This is a genomic window from Nocardia grenadensis NBRC 108939 (assembly GCF_001613445.1).
Lineage (GTDB): Bacteria > Actinomycetota > Actinomycetes > Mycobacteriales > Mycobacteriaceae > Nocardia > Nocardia grenadensis.
Map to the genome: position 1 here is coordinate 40,478 of NZ_BDCJ01000027.1, position 19,313 is coordinate 59,790.

A 19,313-nucleotide genomic window follows, 5' to 3' on the forward strand; every position below is an offset into this window, starting at 1 on the left:
GCGCGCGCTCAGGGTTTCCAGGCGCCCATACCGAGGGCGATGAGCCGGATCTGCTGGATGGTGCGGTCGATCACCGGTTGTTCCGCGCGCGCGGTGGCGCCCACATAGTCGGCGATCCCGTCGATCACGGTGGATACCAGCAGGTCGGCGGCGACCTCCAGATCGCCCGGTGACCAGTCGTCCAGGGCCGGGACGCGGGATAGATCCGCCACCAGCTCGCGCACGATCAGTTGTAGTTCGAGCGCGATGGCCGAACGCAGCGCCGGGCTCCCGCCGCGCTGCTCCCGGATCAGGAAGCCGTACAGCTCCCGCTTCTGGGCGACTTCACCGAAGACGAACCGCACCGTTTCCGAGAGCCGGGCATCGGGGGTGCGGCGCAGCTGCCGCAGAGCCAGCCGTAATGCCTGAACGCCCTCGTCCACCAGGGTGGCGCCCAGGTCGTCCAGGGAGTCGAAATGCCGGTAGAAGGCGGTGGGGACGATTCCGGCGGAGCGGGCGATCTCGCGCAGGCTCAGCGCACCGAAACCGCGTTCGGCGGCCAGTGCCAGCGTGCCGGCGAGCAGGGCCTGCCGGGTGCGCTCTTTGCGCTCGACGCGGCTTGCTCCCTGATCGGTCATTTCAGTGAGCATACAGCCGTTCACCATTCCCTCATCTCCCTCTTGTCGCCCGCGTCACACCTATTACTGGTTGACAGTTCCCGCGGGGTATCCGGCACACTGGTTGAGTGTACAGGCGTACACCGAAACAAGTTCGAACTCGTGGCACGACCGACAGACAGGGATGGAGAACTCCCATGGTGGCCCTCCTCGATCTGGTGCAGACCCTGACCACGCCACATCCGGTGGACCGGTATCTGGAACTGGTACGCCCGATGCTGACCGTCCGCGATATGCGGGCCCGCGTCGTCGACGTGGACCGCTCGGTTCCCGGAACGATCTCGCTGGGTCTGCGCCCGACCCGGCAGTGGGACGGGCTGCGCGCGGGCCAGTTCCTGCAGCTGGGTGTGGTGATCGACGGAGTCCGCCACCTGCGCTGCTATTCGCCGGTGAACTCCCAGCACGATCGCCGCCGCCTCGACCTGACCCTCCGGGTGCATCCACACGGTCTGGTGTCGCGGTACCTGCACGAACACGCGCGCCCCGGCATGATCGTGGATCTCGAACCGGCCTCCGGCGTCTTCCATCTGCCGGACCAGCGGCCCGAGCGGGTCCTGCTGATCAGCGGCGGGAGCGGGATCACGCCGGTGCTGTCCATGCTGCGCACCCTCGTCGACGAGAAATACCCCGGTGAGGTCGTCTTCCTGCACTACGCGCGCTCGCCGGAGCTGGTGCCCCACCGCGCGGAACTGGCCGAAATCGCTGCCGCTCACCCGAATATCGCGGTCGAGCTGCATTATCCGGAACGCGACGGCCGGGGTTTCGATCACGACGAACTCGCGCGGGTGGCACCGTGGTTCGCCGACGCGCAGACCTACCTGTGTGGTCCGCCGCCGCTGATGGACTCGGTGCGTGCGGTCTACACGGACGCGGACCTGAGTGAACGTCTGCACACCGAAGAGTTCGTCGCCACCGCCGCGCCCGTGGACGACGCGGACGTGGAAGGGGCCACGACCTTCTCCGCCAGCGGCGTCACCGCGGAGAACACCGGGTCGTCCCTGCTGGAGCAGGCCGAGGGCGCCGGCCTGCGCCCGGAATTCGGCTGCCGGATGGGTATCTGCTTCTCCTGCACCTCGGTCCGGCGCAGCGGCTGCACCCGCAACCTGCGCACCGGGGAGCTGGAATCCGACCCCGACCAGCCGATCCAACTCTGCGTCCAGGCCGCCGTCGGCGACGTGGACATCGAAATCTGACATCGAGCATCTGACATCGCGAAGGGGAGAAACAGATGACCATCCTCACCGAGACCAAAGACGGACCGCTGGTCCTCTCGCCCGATCAGGTCGAGGAGATCGGCCGCACTCTCGACGAACTGCGCGGCCGTATCGTCGCCGATCTGGGCGAGCGCGACCGTGGGTACATCTACGACATCATCAGGGCGCAGCGCGGATTCGAGATCGCCGGGCGCGGCCTGATGTACCTGGGGTTCCTGCCCCCGTTCTGGCTGGCCGGTGTGGCCGCGCTCAGTGTGTCGAAGATCCTCGACAATATGGAGATCGGCCACAACGTGATGCACGGCCAGTACGACTGGATGCGTGAGCCGGGCCTGAACTCGCGGGTCTTCGAATGGGATACCGTCTGCCCGGCGGACCAGTGGAAGCATTCGCACAACTACATGCACCACACCTATACGAACATCCACGGCCGGGACCGCGATATCGGCTACGGCGTGCTGCGGATCGACGAGGGGCAGGACTGGAACCCGTACTACCTGGGCAACCCGCTCTACGCGTTCCTGCTGATGGTCTTCTTCGAATGGGGCGTGATGCTGCACGACCTCGAAGCGGACAACATCGTCAAGGGCAAGCGCCGCTGGTCCGACCTGAAACCGCTGATCAAGGGGCAGCTTCGTAAATCGGGCCGGCAGGTCCTCAAGGACTACGTGGCCTTCCCGCTGCTGACCGGTCCGCTGTTCCTGTCCACGCTCGCCGGGAATGCGACGGCGAACCTGGTGCGCAACCTGTGGGCGTACTCAATCATCTTCTGCGGGCATTTCCCCTCCGGTGTGCAAACATTCACCGAAGAGGAGACCGCCGAGGAGACCCGCGGCGAATGGTACGTGCGGCAGATGCTCGGCTCGGCCAATATCTCCGGCAGTCCGCTCTTCCATATCATGTCCGGCAATCTGTCCCACCAGATCGAGCACCACCTGTTCCCGGATCTGCCGGCCAACCGGTACCCCGAGATCGCCCCGGAGGTGCGCGCGCTGTGCGAGAAATTCGGGCTCCCCTACAACACGGGGCCGCTGGGCAAGCAGATCGGTTCGGTGTGGGCCAAAATCTTCCAACTGGCGCTGCCGCCGCGGTTGACGGAGTCCCGGATCGCCCGCTTCCTGCCCGCTGCGCTGCGGAAACAGCCCACTTCCGGTGTTATCGTGATGCGTCAGCAGAGTCCTACCGAAGCGGGCGTGTGATGATCGGCAAATTCGAGTCCAACAAGGATCTCATCCAGGAACTCACCACGTCGGGGGCGCGCCGGGTCGGCAATATCGCGAGCATCATCACCGGCACCGTCTCGGAGGTGACCCGGGAGGTCGGGGAATGGATCACCGACGCCATCGAGATGAACGAGGCCGCCGCCGCGGCCAAACGCGACGCTGCCGCCGAGCATGCCGCCGCGGCCGAGGCGAGCAAGGACGCCGATGATACTCACGAGGTGGGGGTGGGCCGGGACTCGGCGGGCACCCCGCCGGTCCGGGAGACCGGCGTCGTCCTGGACGCCGATATCGTCGATGCCGAGACCGTCGATCCCGGTGCCTCCGGCAAACGACACTGATCCGATCCGGAAACCGCTCGGTGGGCCAGGTCACACCGAGCGGTTATCCATGGGCTAACCTCGGCTCGTGCCCGCCTATGTCTCCTCGCCGGAACTGACCTTCGGTTTCCTGTTCGCGCTGGAGGATCCCGAGCGGATCGCGGAGATGGTACGCGACCTGATGGAACGCAAAACCGTCTCGGTCTTCCGGCTGGCCAGGCTGTCCGACGACGACGGGCCGCCGGAACGATATGTCGTGAACTGGGCGGCCATTCCGCAGATCTCCATCACCACCACCGCGCCCGACCCGGCCGAATTGAGGGCAGACCAGGTGATGCTGGTCAACGCGTTCCTTGGTGACGCGGGCGAGATCCGGCTGTACTCGCAGGGGAGTGCGCCGCAGTAACCGCCCACCACTGCGTGAGATCCCCGTGACTGGTGGTGACCCGCCGTTATCGAACTGTAGCCTTGTTCGGGGGACCTGCACGAGCGATGGGTAACAAGGAGTGGGCGCGGTGGAGAACGTGATACGGCTGCTGATCGTATTCGGGGTCACACTGGCAGTGACGATCGTCCTCGGCTGGGCAATCGACCGCGGCCTTCGATACTGGTCGGCCCGGCATCCGAAGACCGCCATCCCGGGTCTGCTACGGCGGATCCAATTGCCGCTCCAGTTGTTCCTCGGCTTCGCCGCACTCCGGATCACCTACCCGCTGGCCGATCTGAATCTGCGCCAGGACACGGTGATCCTCAGTGTGCTGGCCTCCATGGTCACCATGTCGTCGGTCTGGCTGGTGGTGCGGATAGTCGACGCGGTGGCCGACGGGCTGTTGAACAGCTACTCCCGCCGGGCCCGTGATCCTCGCCGGGTACGGCAGCTGAACACCCAGTTCACGCTGATCCGCCGGATCACGACCGCGTTGCTCGCGGTGGCGACGGCGGCGATCGCCATGCTGGTCATGTTCCCCGGGCTGCGTGTGCTGGGCACCTCGCTGCTCGCCTCCGCCGGCATCATCGGCATCATCGCCGGTGTGGCAGCCCAATCCACGCTCAGCAACCTCATGGCGGGCCTGCAGATCGCCTTCGGTGATTCGGTGAAGATCGGCGATACGGTTGTCGTCGAGGGGGAGATGGGCACCGTCGAGGAGATCACCCTGTCCTTCCTCACCGTCCGGATCTGGGACGACCGCCGGCTCACCATGCCGGTCTCGTACTTCAACAGCAAGCCGTACGAGAACTGGTCGCGTGGCGGCCCGCAGATGACCGGCACCGTATTCCTCTACCTGGACCACAGCGCCCCCGTGGCCGAGCTGCGTGAGCATCTCTACGAATACCTGAGCGAGCACCCCGATTGGGACGGCCGCAGCTGGAACCTCCTGGTCACCGACAGCACCCCCACCGGTATCGAGGTCCGGGCATCGATGACCGGGCGTGATTCGGACGCGGTGTGGTCGTTGCGCTGTGCCGTCCGTGAGGAGCTGATCAGCTGGCTGAACGGTCAGCATCCGGGCGCACTGCCGCGCCTGGCCGCGCTGGACGGATTCGAGAAGACGCCGGTCAGGTAGGCCGCGCGGGGCCGACCGGGCCGAGTGGCCGATTGATCTCGATGCCATGTCGGTACGGCGGGGATTAAGACGAAAATTTGTGTGATAGCTCACAATCGAGAGACGGCCTGGCCGGTTGGGTCGGCCGGACCAGCACCCTCGAAGGAGCGTTGATCACAATGCCTGCTCCCGCCGGTTACCCGGTCCGAGTTCGCGGCGATCTGGACCCCGCGCTGTCGCGCTGGATGTGGATCGTGAAATGGCTTCTCGCCATTCCGCACTACATAGTTCTGTTCTTCCTGCACATCGGTTATGCCGTGGTCACGGTGATCGCGTTCTTCGCGATCCTGTTCACCGGTCGATACCCTCGGGCCCTGTTCGACTACAGCGTCGGGGTCATGCGGTGGTCGTGGCGGGTCAGCTTCTACGCCTGGACGCCTGCCGGTACCGACAGATATCCACCGTTCTCGCTGGCCCGTGACGACGACTACGCGGCGGACCTGGACATCGACTATCCGCCGACGCTGCATCGCGGGCTGGTACTGGTGAAATGGTGGCTGCTCGCCATTCCGCACTATCTGATCATCGGCGGTATGACCGGTGCCGCCTGGCTGGTCGATTTCGAGGACGCCGACACCACGGCCGGTGCCGCGGGTATTCCGCTGATCGGCGTGCTGACCTTCGTCGCCCTGGTCGGGTTGCTGTTCGCGGCCCGCTACTCCCAGGGGCTGTTCGATTTTGTGATGGGAATCAACCGGTGGATGTTGCGGGTGCAGGCCTACGGCTCGCTGTTACGCGACGAGTACCCGCCCTTCCGCCTGGATCAGGGCGCCCGTGACGAGGCGGCGCCCCCACTGGTCGATACGAGCAAACCCGAGGCCTGAGACCATTACCGGCCGAACGAAAAAGCCCGAGGACCCAATGGGCCCTCGGGCTTTCCAGGGTGAGTGACGGGACTCGAACCCGCGACAGCCAGGATCACAACCTGGTGCTCTACCAACTGAACTACACTCACCATCACCGATTTGCACCGGCGGCCTAGATAGTAGCGCGTCTACCCCTCCGCAAGCCAATCGGTTATCGGTGCGCCGGTCGCCGGGCCTATACCGGGCCGGGCGTGCCGCCGCCGGTTCCCCCCGGGGGACCGGCGCTGACCTCGGCGGCGATTGCGGAGATCTCCGCCGTTGAAGGGCCCGGCGCGGCGACAAAGGCCGTGCGCCTGTAGTACTCGAGCTCCCGGATGGATTCCTGGATATCGGCGAGCGCGCGGTGGGCCAGGCCCTTTTCGGGTTGGCCGAAATAGATCCGCGGGTACCAGCGACGGCATAGTTCCTTGATCGAGCTGACGTCGATCATCCGATAGTGCAGGTGCGCGTCGAGCTCCGGCATGTCCCGGGCGATGAAACCACGATCGGTGGCGATGGAGTTACCGGCCAGGGGTACCACCCGGGCGGCGGGCGCGTACTGCTTCACATAGTCGAGTACCTGCCGCTCGGCCTCGGCGAGGGTGACCGTGGAGCGCCGCACCTCTTCGGTGAGGCCGGACCGGGCGTGCATCTCGGCGACCACCTCGGGCATCGCCGCGAGCGCCTCGTCGTCGGCGTGGATGACGATATCCACCCCGTCACCGAGAACATTCAGATCGCTGTCGGTCACCAGGGCGGCCACCTCGATCAGTTTGTCGGTGACCAGGTCGAGCCCGGTCATCTCACAATCCATCCACACCACTAATTTGTCCGACACCCGCACCACCCTAATCAGCGCCGCCACCCGCCGAGCGCAATCAGTACCCGCTCCGTGTGGGAAGTCTCCGGGGAGGGCCCCGGTTCAGCCGCCGAGCTTCTTGTAGAACGCGCCCGCGATCGGGGCGGTGACCGCCCTGGGCCCATAGTTACCGGCGGCGCTCATACCCTTCCCGATCAGGCCGGGTACCACCCGCATCTTGTTCCGGGCCAGTGCGTCGATCGAGATCCGGGCCGTGTACTCCGAGGACACCCACAGAAAATCCGGGACCATACGGTCGACCAGGGAGGCGTCGGCGGGATCGGGGGTCTCGGTACGCACCGGGCCGGGAGCGAGCAGGGTGATGTGCACCCCGGAACCCTTCAGCTCGCCCCGCAGGGATTCGGCGAAGGTATTGGCGAAGGCTTTGCTCGCCGCGTAGGTGGCGTTGTTCGGAATGGGCATGTTGCCGGCCGCCGAACCGCTCACCAGGATGCCACCGGCCCGCCGGGCCAGCATCGCCGGGAGCACGGCCAAGGTCAGGTCGTGCACGGCGACGGCGTTCAACTCCAGCTGATCGCGTTCGTAGGCGGGATCGAGGGCGGCGAGGGGGCCGAAGGTCGCGATGCCCGCGTTGTTGCACAGGATCGAGATGTCCCGGCCCGCGAGTTCCTCGGTGAGCGGAGCCCGCTGTGCCCGGTCGGCGAGATCGACGGCGCGGACTTCGGCGGTGACGCCGTGATCCCGGGTGAGCCGACCGGCCAGGTCGTCGAGGATGTCGCCGCGGCGCGCGACCAGGATGAGCGAATGACCCCGGCGGGCCAGTTCGGCGGCCAGTGCGGTTCCGATTCCGGACGAAGCGCCGGTCACCACGGCGCGGCTCTCGGCGGTAGGCGAAGGCAAACCCATTCCCGACACCCTAGAGGGCACCGCCGGTCACGGCCCGCCCGCAGCCCGCGCAGGACCGGAGTGGCGGGTCGGCCGTGGACGCGCACGGCCGGCGTGTAGGCGCAGGCTCGCCCACCGGGATTGTGTGTTTGACGCTCGCCGGGAGGGGTACACCCACTCCGACTGGCCCGAACAGCTCAGTCGGGTGGGTGGAGCGCCCCCGGCAGGAATCGAACCTGCGACCTAGGGATTAGAAGGCCCTTGCTCTATCCAACTGAGCTACGGAGGCAGTGGTTCCACCATGGCGGACAACGGCCGCGCTGTCCAGCTGAAAAGTGTAGCGATCGACCGGATCGTCTGATTTGGGCTGCCCCGAAACGGCCCCGGCGGGCCGAACTGTGCCCATCGAACTACTCTCGAACCTATGTCGTCAGCCCAGGCTCCCGCCGCCGAACCCGCTACAGAGGCCGGTCGGCCCAGTAGCCCGGCGGTCCTGCCGACGGTGCTGACCGTGTGTGCCGCGGCGCTGGCCGCACTGGTATCGATGCTGGTGGTGGGCCTATCGGCCGCCCAGGCGCTGAGCCTGCTGGGGATTCCCGATCCGGGTCCGCTGACAACCTACGGCCTGCCCGCGCTCCGGGCACTGGCCGATCTCTTCGCGGCCTTCACAGTGGGGTCGCTGCTCTGCGCGGCCTTCCTGGTGCCGCCGCAGCGTGGCGGCCTGCTCGACACGGGGGGTTACCGCGCGGTGCGGCGGGCTTCGAATCTGGCGGTGGCCTGGGCGGTGAGCGCCGCGCTGCTGGTACCGCTGACCGTCTCCGACAGCACCGGCCGGCCGGTCACCGAAATCCTGGCACCCCGGGATCTGTGGCGGATCGCCGGTGGGATCGAGCTCGCCGGTACCTGGCGGTTGACCGCGATCGGTGCCCTGTTGCTGGCGATCGGCTGCCGGCTGGCTCTGCGCTGGGGCTGGACGCCGGTGTTGTTCGGCGCGTCGGTCGTGGTGATGATGCCGCTGGCGCTGACCGGACATTCGGCGTCCGGCGGCGCCCACGATGTGGCCACCAACAGTTTGATCCTGCACCTGATCGCCGCCGCGGTCTGGATCGGCGGCCTGGGCGCGCTGCTGGTCCATGCGCTGCGGGACGGCACCCATACGGCCCTGGCGGCCCGGCGCTTCTCCGCGGTGGCCCTGGTCTCCTTCGGGGTGCTGGCGGTCAGCGGTGTGGTCAACTCGTGGGTACGCGTGCCCTGGGACGAGCTGTTCAGCAGTACCTACGGCCGACTGGTACTGGCCAAGGCCGCGGCGCTGGTGATCCTCGGCGTCTTCGGCTGGTTCCAGCGACGCGCGGCGCTGCCGGCGCTGGCCGCCGACCCGGACGACCGGCGCGCGCTCGCCCGTTTCGCGAGTGTGGAGCTGCTCGTCTTCGCCGCGACCATGGGCCTGGCGGTGGGACTGGGCCGGACCCCGCCACCGCCGCCGACGAGCGTGCCCACCCCGATGGAGGTCGAGCTCGGCTACAACCTCGACGGTCCGCCTACGGTGGCGCGGCTGCTCTTCGACTGGCGTTTCGACCTGATCTTCGGCACGCTCGCCATCGTGCTGGCGGTGCTCTATCTGCTGGGTGTCCGACGGTTACGGGCACGCGGTGACGCGTGGCCGGCCGGCCGGACCGTCGCGTGGCTGCTCGGTTGCGCGGTATTGCTGTTCACGACCTCGTCGGGAGTCGGCCGGTACGCGCCCGCCATGTTCAGCGTGCACATGGGCGCGCATATGGCGCTGTCGATGCTGACCCCGATCCTGCTGGCCTTGGGGGGCGTGGTGACGCTCGCGTTGCGTGCGCTGCCGCCGGCCGGCCGGGACGGGGCCCCGGGCCCTCGAGAGTGGATCCTGGCCGCGGTACACAACCCGGTCTCCCGTTTCCTCACCCAGCCGATCGTGGCCTCGGTGCTGTTCGTGGCCGGTTTCTATGCGCTGTACCTGGGCGGGATCTTCGACACCTACGCCGATTCCCATACCGCGCACCTGCTGATGAACCTGCACTTCCTGCTCAGTGGTTATCTCTTCTACTGGGTGGTGATCGGGATCGACCCGAAACCGCGGCGGGTGGAGCCGCTGACCAGACTGGCCATGGTGTTCGGTTCGCTGCCCTTCCACGCTTTCTTCGGGGTGGTGTTGATGGGCACGAGCACGGTGCTGGCCGGCTGGTTCTATCGCAGCCTCGACCTCGGCTGGCCCATCGATCTGCTGGGCGATCAGCGCACCGGGGGCAGTCTGGCGTGGGCCACCGGTGAGGTCCCACTGGTAGTGGTCATGCTGGCGCTACTGGTCCAGTGGTCGCGCAGCGACGCGCGGCTGGCCCGGCGCACCGACCGCGCCGCGGAACGCGACGACGACGCGGAACTTGCCGCGCACAATGCCATGTTCGCCCAATTGGCCAAGCGAGATCGGGCAAGTAGGTAGATGACCGAGCAGAAAATCCCGCTGACACCGGTGCCACCCCTCCGGCGTATCTACCGGTCGGATGTGCGGGCGGCGCGTCGGCGACTGACCGGACGTATTCGCAAGACCCCGGTCTTCCACACCGCCGTACCGGGGCCCGGCGGTCCCGTCCCGGTCACCCTGAAGCTCGAGTATTTGCAGCACGGTGGCACCTTCAAGGTGCGGGGCAGCTACAACGCGCTGCTATCGGAGCGGGTGTGTCCCGAACATGTGGTGATCGCTTCGGGCGGCAACGCGGGGATCGCGGCGGCCCTGGCGGCCGCGGGGATGGGCAAGACCTGCACGGTGGTGGTCCCGGAATCCGCACCGCACACCAAGGTCGCCGCCATGTGGTCGCACGGCGCCGAGGTGCGCTGGCACGGAACCACCTATGCGGAAGCCTACGAGCACGCCTGCGAGCTCACCGCCGAACGCGGGGCGTTGCAGTTGCACGCCTACGATCTGCCCGCGGTGGTGGCCGGAGCCGGCGTGATCGAATTGGAGATCGAGGAGCAGGTCCGTGGCCGGCCGCCGATCCTGGTCGCGGTCGGCGGCGGCGGGTTGATCGGCGGGATCGCCGCCGCCGGCGGGCGCCGCCGCGAGATCGTCGGCGTGGAACCCGCGGGGATTCCGACACTGAACTCCGCGCTGGCCGCCGGGAAGCCGGTCGATGTGGAGGTGTCCAGTATCACCGCCGATGCCCTGGGCGCCTCGCGGATCGGCGAGATCGCGCTCGATGTGACCCGGCGCTACGGTGTACGGTCCGCGCTGGTGACCGATGACGCGATCACCGATGCGCGGGACTATCTGTGGCGGGAGTTCCGGATCGTCGTCGAACTCTCCGGCGCGGTGGCCCTGGCCGCCATTCTCAGCGGTGCCTATGTACCGCGTGCGGGTGAGCGGCCGGTGGTGGTGTTGTGCGGCGCGAACACCGAACTCCCGGTGCTCTGACACACTGATCGGCGTGTCGGTTCACCGCTCGACCCCCGGCGGGAGCAGTGTCGAGCCATCTTTCGGCCGCCGACCGTGACCATGGTCGCGTAAGCCGCGCCGGGCTTGTCGAATCCGTCGGTGCCCGAACATTTTCGGTGCTCCGGACCCGCCGTCGTGGTGCGATACACGTGATTGTGAGCGGGGCCGTCGATCCCGGATTGTCTGTTTTCCGACGGAGTGGCGGTGGGAGATCACAGTTCCACCGGTGGTAGGTCCATGCGTGCGACGGTCCGGATGCTTAAACTGATGCGAGTGCAGCAATCTCTCGCGACAGTGTTCGTCGGTCGCGACGCCGAGGTCGCGGCCCTGGTCTCGGGTGGGCGTGCCGCGGTCGCGGGGCACGGCGCCGTGGTCGTGGTGGAAGGCGAAGCCGGTATCGGCAAGACCACGCTGCTCGGTGCAGCCGCCCGGCAGTTCGCCGAACTGGGGTTGCAGGTGCGGACGAGTCGCGCGAGAGAACTCCAGCAGGATGTCCCGTTCGCCGCGTTGGCCACCTGGCTTGTCACCGGAGACCCACACACCGATTCCGATCCGGTCCGGACCCTGCTCGATGGCGCGGACCAGGCCGGAGACGCCGCAGCCACCCACGAGTTCGCGCTCGCCGAGCTCCTGCTCGAACAGGTTCGCGCCTGGTGCGCCGAGCAACCCGTCGCCTTGCTGCTCGACGATGTCCACTGGGCCGACCGCTCCAGTCTGGCCGTGCTGCACCGACTGTGCACCCTCGCCGATCGGCTGCCGCTGGTGCTGGTACTGGCGACCCGGCCTTTCACCACCGATCCAGCCTTCGCGGTACTGACCGCCACCTTGACCGCCTGCGCCGCCTCCACCATCCGGCTGGGCGCGCTGCCCGATGCGGCGACGACGACCATGGTCCGGGAGATGGTCGGTGCGGTGCCGCCGCCGTCGCTGCTGCGGCAGGTCGCCGGAGCGTACGGGCATCCGCTGCACATCACGGAGTTGGTGGCGGCCTCACTGCTGGAGGCCGAGGGCGCGAAACCCGCATCCGGTTCCGCTCCGCAACCGGTCGGCTCGCTGGCCGAGGCGATCTGGCGCCGAGCCGAATCGCTGTCGCGATCGACTCGCGACCTGTTGCCCATGGCCGCGGCACTGGGCCCGAAAGTCGATGTGGTGGAACTCGCCGCGGTGCTGGACGGCCACATCATGGAAGTGTGGAGCGCGGTCACCGAGGCAACGGATGCCGGACTGCTCACCATGGTCGATTCCGAGCTCGCCTTCCGGCACGATCTGATCCGTCACGTGCTGGTGGAGCGATTACCCGCCTCCCTGCGCTCGGATCTGCTGCGCCGGGCCGGGCGTGTGCTGCAGACCACCGGCGCACCGATCGAACGGGTCGCCTACTACCTCTCGATCGGCGGCCGGGAACTAGAGCCGGCAAGTCTGCAATGGCTGCTCTCCGTCTCGGACGCGCTGATCGTGCGCGCCCCGGAACTGGCCATGCGCCTGCTGACCCGCATAGTCGATACGGCCGGGCTCGATACGGCGACCCGCGCCGCCCTGATCCGGATGCGGACCCGCACGCTGCTGTGGAACGGCCGGACCGACCAGGCCGAGGCCACGTTGCGCGTGGCGTTACGGCACCGGCCCGAGCACGCCGACGACCCGGGTCTGCGCTGGTTGCTCGCCCATGTATGCCACGCCCAGGGCCGACTGGCCGAGGCCGTCGAAGTAGCCGAGACCGCACTGAACACGCTCGATCTCGACGACTCCGACGCGGCGCGTTTCCTGGGCCTGTGCGCGCTGGACAACTTCTTCCTCGAACGGTTCGTCGAGGCCGAAGCGGCCGGGCGGCGCGCGGTCGCGCTGGGAAGGCAGTCGGGCAACTCCCTGGCCACCGGATACGGGCTGATGGCGTTCGGCGCCGTGCGCTACACCCAGGGATATGTCGACGAAGCCTTGGAGATCAGTACCGAGTCGCTCACGGTGTTACAGGACGGTGCCGGATCGGATCAGATCGATCCGTACGTGCTGTACGCGCACTGCCTGATCGAGCTCGATCGCCCGGTCGCGGCCCTGGAGGCCCTGCAGACCGCCATCGGCCACAATCGCCGGACGCGCGGGGTCTATCTGGCGGCCAACCTCCTGGCCAAGGCGCGCATGTTCCTGCTGAACGGGCGCTGGGACGAGGCGATCGCGGAGTGCCAGGCGGCTCTGGAGGCGTCCGATGTGTTCGGTTACGCGCCGGTCGCCCACAGTGTGATGGCGCTGATCGGGATGCACCGTGGGGCGCCGCCGTCCGGGGATGTGCTCGTTCCGGACGACCGGTTGGGCACCGCCGGGTACGGATATATGCAGCCGTGGGTCACCGCCTTGGTTCACGAGACCCGGGGGAACCCGGAACCGGCGCTGCGGTTGCTCGTCGAGACCCACGCGAAGCTCGACGGAGGTATGAGCGCCTCGACGCTGCATTACATCCTGCCCGATATCGCCCGCCTGGCCTTCGATACCGGCGATACGGACGCGCTGCACAGCGCGCGTACGGCGGCCGACGATCTGGTGGCCAAGCAGTGGACCGCCGCCCGCGCGGGTATCGCGCAGCTGTGCGGCGGGCTGGCCGAGCGCGACCCCGAGGCGCTGTTCGCCGCCGCGCGGGAATTCTCGCGCTGTGAGTGGCCGCTCTACGAAGCCCAGGCCTACGAGGGCGCGGCGATCGTGCTGGCCGCGGGCGGCCGGGGGGCCGACGCGCGGGAGGCGCTCGAATCCGCCGTCCAGCTGTACACCCGGCTGGGCGCGTCGTGGGATACCGCCCGCGCGGTGGCCCGGATCCGGCGGTACGGAATCCGCCGGGGCGTACGGGGCCCGCGCAATCGCCCGAAAACGGGTTGGGCGTCGTTGACCGATACCGAACGATCCGTGGCGGTCCAGGTGGCCGATGGCTCCTCGAATGCCGATATCGCGGCGCAGATGTTTCTCTCGCGCCGCACCGTCCAATCCCATGTGTCGAGCATTCTGGCCAAACTCGGCGTGCGCTCCCGGCGGGATATCGCTGCCGCCATGGCGGCAGCCGGCCGCTGAATCGGGCGGTCCGTTCTTTCCACAAGTGCCCTGTCGCGGAGGAGTTGCCCACAGATCCGATTCGCGCCCGGCACCGGCCCGTCGTGCGGGCGACGATGAGTGCGTGCCCGGAAGCACGGGGCGAATGGAGGGGCGGACATGTACGAATCAGTAGCGACCGTGGTCGGTACGGTGGTGACCGAGCCGGTGCGACGAGAACTTCCCGGCGGCGAGCAGATGCTCAGCTTCCGGTTGGCGAGTACCGCGCGGCGGCTGGACCGCGAAACCGGTGAATGGGTGGACAACGGGACGCTCTTTCTCACGGTGAGCTGCTGGCGGCGGTTGGTGGCCGGGGTGGACGCGTCGATCCACCGGGGCGATCCGGTGATCGTGCAGGGGCAGCTACGGTCGAACGAGTACCGGACCCGGGAGGGTGCCCAGCGACGCGATCTCGAGATGCGAGCGCATACCCTGGGGCCGGACCTCACCCGCTGCACTGCCCGCGTGGAGCGCCGCCGGAGCGGACAACCGGCCACGACCGGGAATATATCCGCCGGTCCCGGTGCTGCGTCTGCCGAAACCGGGGCGGCGGGGGAACTGAACGATCCAATGGTGGAGCAGGCGGCGCGCGCCGAGGAGGCCGTGAACGCCGACGTGTGAAACCGCACCGATGTCTGACGGATAGGGTGATCGCTATGGCTGAGTTCATCTACCAAATGAAGAAGGTTCGTAAGGCGCACGGCGATAAGGTCGTGCTCGACGATGTCACCTTGAACTTCCTTCCCGGCGCCAAGATCGGCGTTGTCGGTCCGAACGGCGCCGGTAAATCCAGCGTGCTGAAGATCATGGCCGGATTGGACCAGCCGAACAACGGCGAGGCCTTTCTCGCGCCCGGCGCCACGGTCGGGATCCTGCAGCAGGAACCGCCGTTGAACGAGGAGAAGACGGTCCGCGGCAATGTCGAGGAGGGGCTCGGCGAGATCAAGGTCAAACTCGACCGGTTCAACGAGATCGCCGAACTCATGGCCACCGATTACTCCGATGAGCTCATGGACGAGATGGGCAAACTGCAGGAGGAGCTCGACCACGCCGACGCCTGGGACCTGGACTCCCAGCTGGAGCAGGCGATGGACGCGCTGCGCTGCCCGCCGCCGGACGAGCCGGTGACCAACCTGTCCGGTGGTGAGCGCCGCCGGGTGGCCCTGTGCAAATTGCTGCTCAGCAAGCCCGACCTGCTGCTGCTCGACGAGCCCACCAACCATCTCGACGCCGAGAGTGTGCTCTGGCTCGAGCAGTTTCTCGCGCAGTATCCGGGCGCCGTCCTGGCGGTCACCCACGACCGGTACTTCCTGGACAATGTCGCCGGCTGGATTCTCGAGCTCGACCGTGGCCGGGCGATCGGCTACGAGGGCAACTACTCCACCTATCTGGAGAAGAAGGCCGAGCGGCTCGCTGTTCAGGGCAAGAAGGATCAGAAACTGCAGAAGCGGCTCAAGGACGAGCTCGCCTGGGTCAGGTCGGGCGCCAAGGCACGTCAGGCGAAGAACAAGGCGCGTCTTGGCCGCTACGAGGAGATGGCCGCCGAAGCGGAGAAGATGCGGAAGCTGGACTTCGAGGAGATCCAGATCCCGGCCGGGCCGCGGCTGGGCAGCGTGGTGGTCGAGGTGGAGCACCTGGACAAGGGCTTCGGTGACCGCCAGCTGATCAAGGATCTGTCGTTCACCCTGCCCCGAAACGGCATCGTGGGTGTTATCGGGCCCAACGGTGTCGGTAAGACCACGCTCTTCAAGACCATCGTCGGCCTGGAACAGCCGGACAGCGGCACGGTGAAGGTCGGCGAGACCGTCAAGCTGAGCTATGTCGACCAGTCCCGCGCCGGTATCGATCCCAACAAAACCGTATGGCAGGTGGTTTCGGACGGGCTCGACTACATCGAGGTCGGCCAGCAGGAGATGCCCTCGCGCGCCTACGTGAGCGCCTTCGGCTTCAAGGGTCCGGATCAGCAGAAGCCGGCCGGGGTGCTCTCCGGTGGTGAACGCAACCGGTTGAACCTGGCGCTCACCCTGAAACAGGGCGGCAACCTGATCCTGCTCGACGAGCCCACCAACGACCTCGACGTCGAAACCCTGGGGTCGCTGGAGAACGCGTTGGAGCAGTTCCCGGGCTGTGCCGTGGTCATTTCCCACGACAGGTGGTTCCTGGACCGCACCTGTACGCATATCCTCGCTTGGGAAGGTGATGCCGACAACGAGGCCGAATGGTTCTGGTTCGAGGGCAACTTCGAAGCATACGAGGCCAACAAGATCGAACGCCTCGGCCCGGAAGCCGCACGGCCGCATCGAGTGACACATCGTAAGCTGACCCGCGGGTAACGCCGCGAGACTTTTCCCGCTGCCCGGCTTCGGGTCTACCCTCGGGGGCGGTGTCGGTGTGTCCGAGAAACAACCGGATTCAAGGGAGTGGGAAATGACGGTCTCGTCCGAATTGTCCAGTGAGGCATGGGCTGCCGAACTGCCGGACACGCTACGAGCCGACCTCGGCGCCTTGGAGGACGGCTATTTCCGGCACGTCGAGACCGACGACGCCGATTGTGAGATCACCGCACCCACCCTGACCTTCCGTGCCCATCTGACATTGGCCCTGACCCGGCAGCCGGGTCAGGGCCTGGTCCGGGTCCACCATCCCGACGACGGGTCCGGGCTGGGCGCCGCGGTGCAGATCGTCACCGACGATATGCCCATGCTGGTCGATTCGGTGACCGCGCTTTTCGGCCGGATGGGCGGCACCATCAGCGAGGTCATCCATCCCATCTTCACGGTGGAACGGGATTCCGGCGGCACCCTCACCGCAGCCCGCCTACACGAGGCCGACCTGCGGCGCAACGGCACCGGAGACGGTCGCGAATCCTGGATCCACCTGCAACTACACCCGGCGACGAGCGCCCAACTGCTCGACGAGATCGCCGCCGCCGTACCGGACGTCATCAAGGACGTTCGGCAGGTGAGCAGCGATACGCAGGCGATCCATGCCATTGTCGACGAACTGGCGACCCGGCTGGAACAGGCCGGCGATTCCGCGGCCGCGGTCGAAGCCGATATCGAACCCGCCGATTGCGCACGCCTGCTGCGATGGCTGGCCGACGACAACTTCACCATGCTCGGATACGCGTGCTACCGGCTCGAACCGGATGCGGAACTGCCGGTCCCGGTGGCCGATTCCGAACTGGGTGTGCTGCACCCGGGCACGGCGACCGGTTTCCAGGTCCCGATCACCGCGGGCGCCCGGCGGCTGCTGCGGATGACCCAGGGACTGATCCCGGTGACCATGCGGCGCGCGGTGTACCCGTACTACATCGGTGTCGCCGATCTGGACAGCGCGGGCGAGGTCCGAGGCGAGCACCTGTTCGTCGGTGTTTTCACGGTCACCGCGCTGCACGAGAACGTCCTGGACATACCGGTGGTGGGGCAGCGGGTCCGCGCCGCCATCACCGACAGCGGTTTCGACCTCGACTCGTTCTCCGGCCAGGCCATGCTCGAAGTGATGCAGGGCTTCCCGCGCACCGAACTGTTCTCCTCCGACGCCGCGACCCTGCGCCGAACGGCCACCGCGGTACTCAATGTCGGTTTGCGGCGGCAGGTGCGATTGTTCCTCCGGGTCGACCCCTACGGCCAGTTCGTCGCCGCCATGGTGTACCTGCCCCGTGACCGCTACACCACCGCTGTCCGCCTGGAAATGCAGGACATCCTGGTCCGCGAGCTGGGCGGCGCTTCGATCGACTACTCCGCCCGGGTGAGCGAAAGCGAACTCGCCAGCGTCTACTTCACCATCCGGATGCCGGGCGCCGACACCACGGAGCCGGTGGGAGCGGCCGAGGAGATCTCCGAGGACGAGCGGCGCCGGATCCAGAACCTGCTCGCCGAGGCCAGCCGCACCTGGGACGACCACCTCAACGATGCCGTGAACGCGTCGACGGTGCTCGATCCGCGGATCGTGCGCCGCTACTGCGAAGCGTTCCCCGAGGGCTACAAACAGGATTTCAGCGCCCGGCGCGCGCTGGCCGATATCGATCGCCTGGAGCGGTTGCGTCCGGGACGCATCGATCAGCATCTGTACCGGGTGGCCGGCGCGCCCGCGGGCTCCTGGCGCTTCACCCTGTACATCGGCGGCTCCGGAATTTCGCTCAGCCAGGTGCTTCCCGTGCTGCAGAGCCTCGGGGTCGAGGTGCTCGACGAACGCCCGTACCGGATCAGGCGGGAACGCGACGGCCACGACGCCGAGGAACGCTGGATCTACGATTTCGGCCTGCTGGCGAGCCATGAACTGCTACACGGCGCGCTGGACCAGGATCTCGACGCCGAATTGCTGGAAGTGGCGCCCGATACGCTCGCGGCGCCCAAGGGCAAGGTCGCCGCCGCCGATCGGGTGCGCGACCGGTTCACCGCCGCCTTCGACGCGCTCTGGTACGGCCGGGCCGAAGCCGACGGCCTGAACGAGCTGGTGCTGCGGGCCGGACTGTCCTGGCGGGCGGTCGCCGTGCTGCGGACCTACGCGAAGTACCTGCAGCAGGCCGGATTCCCGTACAGCCAGGTCAATATCGCCCGGGTGCTGCACACCTATCCCGATGCGGCGAAACTGTTCGCGCAGTTGTTCACCGCCCGGTTCGATCCGGACAGCCACTCCACCGAACAGGCCGCCGAGCTCGAGGAGCGTCTGCACGAGCGGATCGATCAGGTCGTGAGCTTGGATGCGGACCGCATTCTGCGGGCCATTCTCGGTCTGATCCGCGCCACCCTGCGCACCAACTACTACGTCACCGATACCGATGGCGCTCCCCGGGATTTCATTTCGGTGAAAGTGGAACCGCAGGAGATCGCCGAACTGCCGCAGCCGCGGCCGAAGTACGAGATCTTCGTGTATTCGCCGCGGGTGGAGGGTGTGCATCTGCGGTTCGGTGCGGTGGCGCGTGGTGGTTTGCGGTGGTCGGATCGGTTGGAGGATTTCCGGACCGAGATCCTGGGTCTGGTGAAGGCGCAGGCGGTGAAGAACGCGGTGATCGTGCCGGTGGGGGCGAAGGGTGGTTTCGTGGTGAAACGCCCGCCGGCCACCACCGGCGACGCCGCGACCGACCGGCAGGCCCGGATGGCCGAGGGGATCGAGTGCTACCGCACCTTCATCTCGGGTCTGCTGGATATCACCGATAATGTCGATCTCGCCGGTGGACAGGTATTGCCGCCGGAGCGGGTGGTGCGTCGTGATGGTGAT

At 67.3% G+C, this 19,313-nt stretch carries 15 protein-coding genes and 2 tRNA genes; 12 read left to right on the forward strand and 5 right to left on the reverse strand.

Annotated features, from left to right (window positions below):
* Positions 1-8: 8 nt before the first annotated feature.
* Positions 9-617 (reverse strand): TetR family transcriptional regulator, encoded by a 609-nt coding sequence (locus NGR01S_RS25940; RefSeq protein ID WP_245664782.1) that lies wholly within the window; start codon positions 615-617, stop codon positions 9-11.
* 176 nt (positions 618-793) lie between these two features.
* Here NGR01S_RS25940 and NGR01S_RS25945 point away from each other — a divergent pair, with 176 nt between their 5' ends.
* The 6 genes from NGR01S_RS25945 (at position 794) to NGR01S_RS25970 (ending at position 5,838) form a co-directional block, all read left to right on the forward strand.
* On the forward strand, positions 794-1,849 hold the full coding sequence (locus NGR01S_RS25945) for a ferredoxin reductase (protein WP_063041310.1): 1,056 nt from the start codon (positions 794-796) through the stop codon (positions 1,847-1,849).
* A gap of 35 nt (positions 1,850-1,884) precedes the next feature.
* The gene (locus tag NGR01S_RS25950; protein WP_063041312.1) at positions 1,885-3,069 is read left to right on the forward strand and encodes a fatty acid desaturase family protein; all 1,185 of its coding nucleotides are present in this window, start codon (positions 1,885-1,887) and stop codon (positions 3,067-3,069) included.
* Complete coding sequence (locus tag NGR01S_RS32715; protein ID WP_063041314.1) at positions 3,069-3,431, forward strand: hypothetical protein; 363 nt, start codon at positions 3,069-3,071, stop codon at positions 3,429-3,431. Before NGR01S_RS25950 ends, NGR01S_RS32715 begins: the two co-directional genes overlap by 1 nt.
* A gap of 67 nt (positions 3,432-3,498) precedes the next feature.
* On the forward strand, positions 3,499-3,816 hold the full coding sequence (locus tag NGR01S_RS25960; protein WP_063041316.1) for a hypothetical protein: 318 nt from the start codon (positions 3,499-3,501) through the stop codon (positions 3,814-3,816).
* Positions 3,817-3,925: 109 nt separating this feature from the next.
* Positions 3,926-4,975 carry a mechanosensitive ion channel family protein gene (locus NGR01S_RS25965; RefSeq protein WP_063041340.1) on the forward strand — a complete coding sequence of 350 codons (1,050 nt, stop codon included), beginning with the start codon at positions 3,926-3,928 and terminating at the stop codon, positions 4,973-4,975.
* A gap of 158 nt (positions 4,976-5,133) precedes the next feature.
* Positions 5,134-5,838: a DUF4389 domain-containing protein gene (locus tag NGR01S_RS25970; protein ID WP_063041318.1), complete on the forward strand. Its 705-nt coding sequence runs from the start codon at positions 5,134-5,136 to the stop codon at positions 5,836-5,838.
* Between the two features lie 58 nt (positions 5,839-5,896).
* Here NGR01S_RS25970 and NGR01S_RS25975 read toward each other — a convergent pair.
* The 4 genes from NGR01S_RS25975 to NGR01S_RS25990 form a co-directional block, all read right to left on the reverse strand.
* Positions 5,897-5,969, reverse strand: a tRNA-His gene (locus NGR01S_RS25975).
* Positions 5,970-6,055: 86 nt separating this feature from the next.
* Positions 6,056-6,697, reverse strand: a complete 642-nt coding sequence (gene orn, locus NGR01S_RS25980) for an oligoribonuclease (RefSeq protein WP_063041342.1) — start codon at positions 6,695-6,697, stop codon at positions 6,056-6,058.
* Positions 6,698-6,781: 84 nt separating this feature from the next.
* The gene (gene cmrA, locus NGR01S_RS25985; protein WP_063041320.1) at positions 6,782-7,585 is read right to left on the reverse strand and encodes a mycolate reductase; all 804 of its coding nucleotides are present in this window, start codon (positions 7,583-7,585) and stop codon (positions 6,782-6,784) included.
* 194 nt (positions 7,586-7,779) lie between these two features.
* Positions 7,780-7,853 (reverse strand) — tRNA-Arg (locus tag NGR01S_RS25990).
* A 135-nt stretch (positions 7,854-7,988) separates the two neighbouring features.
* On the opposite strand from NGR01S_RS25990, the gene NGR01S_RS25995 reads away from it, so the two are divergent.
* The 6 genes from NGR01S_RS25995 to NGR01S_RS26020 all read left to right on the forward strand — a co-directional run.
* A complete protein-coding gene (locus NGR01S_RS25995; protein WP_063041322.1) occupies positions 7,989-10,028 on the forward strand; it encodes a bifunctional copper resistance protein CopD/cytochrome c oxidase assembly protein in 2,040 nt (679 codons plus the stop codon).
* A complete protein-coding gene (locus tag NGR01S_RS26000; protein ID WP_063041324.1) occupies positions 10,029-10,997 on the forward strand; it encodes a threonine/serine dehydratase in 969 nt (322 codons plus the stop codon).
* A gap of 294 nt (positions 10,998-11,291) precedes the next feature.
* Positions 11,292-14,072, forward strand: a complete 2,781-nt coding sequence (locus NGR01S_RS26005; RefSeq protein WP_169811969.1) for a helix-turn-helix transcriptional regulator — start codon at positions 11,292-11,294, stop codon at positions 14,070-14,072.
* Positions 14,073-14,210: 138 nt separating this feature from the next.
* A complete protein-coding gene (locus tag NGR01S_RS26010; protein ID WP_084481716.1) occupies positions 14,211-14,711 on the forward strand; it encodes a single-stranded DNA-binding protein in 501 nt (166 codons plus the stop codon).
* Positions 14,712-14,746: 35 nt separating this feature from the next.
* Positions 14,747-16,423: an energy-dependent translational throttle protein EttA gene (gene ettA, locus NGR01S_RS26015; RefSeq protein WP_063041328.1), complete on the forward strand. Its 1,677-nt coding sequence runs from the start codon at positions 14,747-14,749 to the stop codon at positions 16,421-16,423.
* Between the two features lie 94 nt (positions 16,424-16,517).
* Positions 16,518-19,313 (forward strand): NAD-glutamate dehydrogenase domain-containing protein (locus NGR01S_RS26020; RefSeq protein ID WP_174551750.1); only part of this gene is annotated, 2,796 nt, incomplete at its 3' end.

Coding starts and splice junctions, on each gene's coding strand:
- NGR01S_RS25940 (WP_245664782.1), bottom strand. CDS start 617: ATGACCGATCAGGGAGCAAGCCGCGTCGAGCGCAAAGAGCGCACCCGG.
- NGR01S_RS25945 (WP_063041310.1), top strand. CDS start 794: ATGGTGGCCCTCCTCGATCTGGTGCAGACCCTGACCACGCCACATCCG.
- NGR01S_RS25950 (WP_063041312.1), top strand. CDS start 1,885: ATGACCATCCTCACCGAGACCAAAGACGGACCGCTGGTCCTCTCGCCC.
- NGR01S_RS32715 (WP_063041314.1), top strand. CDS start 3,069: ATGATCGGCAAATTCGAGTCCAACAAGGATCTCATCCAGGAACTCACC.
- NGR01S_RS25970 (WP_063041318.1), top strand. CDS start 5,134: ATGCCTGCTCCCGCCGGTTACCCGGTCCGAGTTCGCGGCGATCTGGAC.
- cmrA (WP_063041320.1), bottom strand. CDS start 7,585: ATGGGTTTGCCTTCGCCTACCGCCGAGAGCCGCGCCGTGGTGACCGGC.
- NGR01S_RS25995 (WP_063041322.1), top strand. CDS start 7,989: ATGTCGTCAGCCCAGGCTCCCGCCGCCGAACCCGCTACAGAGGCCGGT.
- NGR01S_RS26000 (WP_063041324.1), top strand. CDS start 10,029: ATGACCGAGCAGAAAATCCCGCTGACACCGGTGCCACCCCTCCGGCGT.
- NGR01S_RS26010 (WP_084481716.1), top strand. CDS start 14,211: ATGTACGAATCAGTAGCGACCGTGGTCGGTACGGTGGTGACCGAGCCG.
- ettA (WP_063041328.1), top strand. CDS start 14,747: ATGGCTGAGTTCATCTACCAAATGAAGAAGGTTCGTAAGGCGCACGGC.